The 2,471-nt window shown below is 76.3% G+C and carries 2 protein-coding genes; both read right to left on the bottom strand.

Annotated elements, in window-relative coordinates:
• Positions 1-1,423: sensor histidine kinase (locus tag FGF04_RS38790; protein ID WP_149516090.1), on the bottom strand; the 1,423-nt coding region annotated here is incomplete at its 3' end.
• A gap of 3 nt (positions 1,424-1,426) precedes the next feature.
• Positions 1,427-2,173 (bottom strand): response regulator transcription factor, encoded by a 747-nt coding sequence (locus FGF04_RS38785; protein WP_149516089.1) that lies wholly within the window; start codon positions 2,171-2,173, stop codon positions 1,427-1,429.
• Between the last annotated feature and the right edge of the window lie 298 nt (positions 2,174-2,471).

Below are 2,471 nucleotides of genomic sequence, written 5' to 3'. Positions count from 1 at the left end.
CCCCGGGGGCCGTCGCCCCGGGGAGCACCGCCCGTACCCGCAGGCCCCTCGGTTCGGCCGGGGTCAGTTCCAGGTGGCCGCCGCGGCCCGCCAGGAGTTGTTCGGCGATGGCCAGGCCCAGGCCCGTGCCCGCGGCCACGGTGCCGTCGCGGCGCCGGCGGCCCGCGCGCCAGAACCGTGTGGTGGCCAGGGCCAGTTCCTCCGTGCCGAGGCCGGGGCCGTCGTCCGTCACCGTGAGGACCGCGGGCCCGGGCCCGGCGGCAAGAGCACAGTGAAGTGTGATCTCCGCGCCCTCGCCCGCGTACTTGATGGCGTTGTCCAGGAGGATGTCCGCGATCTGGGCGAGTTCGCGCTCCGTGCAGGCGGCCGGGACCGGGACCGGAACCGGGTGGGCGGTCCGCAGGACCAGGCGGGACCCGGCGCGCTCGGCGACCGGTTCCCACAGGCGGTGCCGGTCGGCCGCCACCGCCGCCGCGTCGCACCGGACGCCCGGCCCGCCGGTCACCGTCAGCTCCCCGGCCCGGTGCTCCGCGGCGGCGAGGGCGAGCAGGTCGTCGAGCAGGGTCTCCAGCCGGTCGAGTTCGGTGGTGACCCCGTCGTACGTGCGCGCGCCGGACGGCGCCAGGTGCGGGTGCAGGGCGTCGACGCGCAGCCGGAGCGCCGCCATGGGGTTGCGCATCTGGTGGGACGTGTCGGCGACGAGCCTGCGCTGCTGCTCCAGGGCCGCCGTGACCGTACGGGCCATGCGGTTGAAGCCGGTCGCGAGCTGGCGCAGTTCGGGCGGGCCGCCGGCCCTGGTCTGCTCCGGCGGGAGCCCCGCGGCGAGCTGGCCGACGGCCCGGTCCAGACGGCGCAGCGGGCTGACCACCCACCCCGTCGCCACCCGCGCCAGGACCGTGCACGCGACGGCGACCAGTGCGGCGCCCGCGAGGACGGCGGCCCAGCGGCGGGTGATCTCCTGCGCCGCGGTGCCCACCGAGGCCCGCAGCACGACGGCCCCGGAGACCCGGGTCCCGGTGCCGGCGGGCTCGGCGAACATCCGGTGCCCCCGTGACCAGGGCCGCAGCGCGGCCGAGGGGTGCGCGGTCTGGTTGCGCAGCGCCGCGTCGAGCAGCCGGGCGACGGCGGGGTCGCCGGCCCGCATGCCGCCGGTCTGGACGACGGGGTTGCGGCGCGTGTCGGTGACGACCAGCGGTTCGCCGTACAACTGGGTGTAGCGGCGCGCCTCGGCGGCGACGGCCGAGGTGTCCCCGGTCGCCGCGGCCTGGTCCATGAGGGACGCGAAGCGGTCGAGGTCGGCGCTGCGCGCGAGGACCAGCTGCTGGGTGCGGTCGGACGCGGTGAACAGCAGCAGCGGCACGGCGAACGCGGCCACCGCGATCACGGCGAACAGCAGCAGCGCGGCCTGGACCCGGGTGCGCACGCCTCAGTCCCCGCCGGAACCGGAGCCGAGACCGGAGCCGGGACCGGGGCCGGGGCCGGAACCCGGGCCGGAACCGGAACCGGGGTCGCCGAAGCGGTAGCCGAAGCCCCGGATCGTCGTCAGCAGGTCGGGGCGGCGCAGCTTGGCGCGCAGCTGGGTGAGGTGGACGTCCAGGGAGCGGGACACGGCGTGGTGGGCGTCGCCCCACACCTCGTCCAGCACCTGCTCGCGGCTGACCGCGGTGCCCGCCCGCGCCGCCAGCGCGGCGAGGACGTCGAACTCCTTCGTGGTCAGCTCGACCTCCGTGCCGGCGACCCGGACCCGGCGGGCGTCCAGCTCCACCTCGACGTCACCGGCCCGCACGGTCCGTACGGCCTGCCCGGCGAGGACGCGCTGGGCCCGGTCACGCCGGGTGACGGCGTCGATGCGGGCGAGCAGTTCGGCGAGGCGCACCGGCTTGACGAGGTAGTCGTCGGCGCCCAGGCGCAGCCCCCGCACCACCGAACGCTCGTCGCCGCGCGCGGTCAGCACCACCACCGGCAGGTCGCTCACCGCCCGCAACGCGCGCAGCACCTCCAGGCCGTCCGTGTCGGGCAGGCCCAGGTCGAGGAGGAGCAGGTCGGAGCTGCGGTGGTAGGTGAGCACGTCCCTGCCGTACCGCACCCTGCGGGTGACGTGGCCGTGGTCGTACAGGACCTCCACGAGCGCCGCCGCCACGCCGTCGTCGTCCTCGGCCAGCAGTACCTGCACCCCGTCCACCTCCTTCGACCGCTCCGGCCCCCGCGGGAAGCCCGGCCACTCTCCGTGGCCACGCAACCGAATGTAGACCACACCGGTCCCGCGCCCGCCGGAGTGTTAAGGGGACGTTAGTTCTGTGTGAGGCCCTCTCGTACGGCGGCGCGAGGCGGGGCGAGGCTGCACGGCACCCAGCAGAGCAGTCCGGCTTGCGAAGGACGCCGTCATGATCATCGACTGTCACGGTCACTACACGACCGCCCCACCGGCCCTGGCGGCCTGGCGCGACCGGCAGGTCGCCGCCCTCGACGCC

Source organism: Streptomyces apricus (genome assembly GCF_008369065.1).
Lineage (GTDB): Bacteria > Actinomycetota > Actinomycetes > Streptomycetales > Streptomycetaceae > Streptomyces > Streptomyces apricus.
Note: the sequence above shows the minus strand (reverse complement) of the source record. Positions and strands in the feature narration are given on the sequence as shown.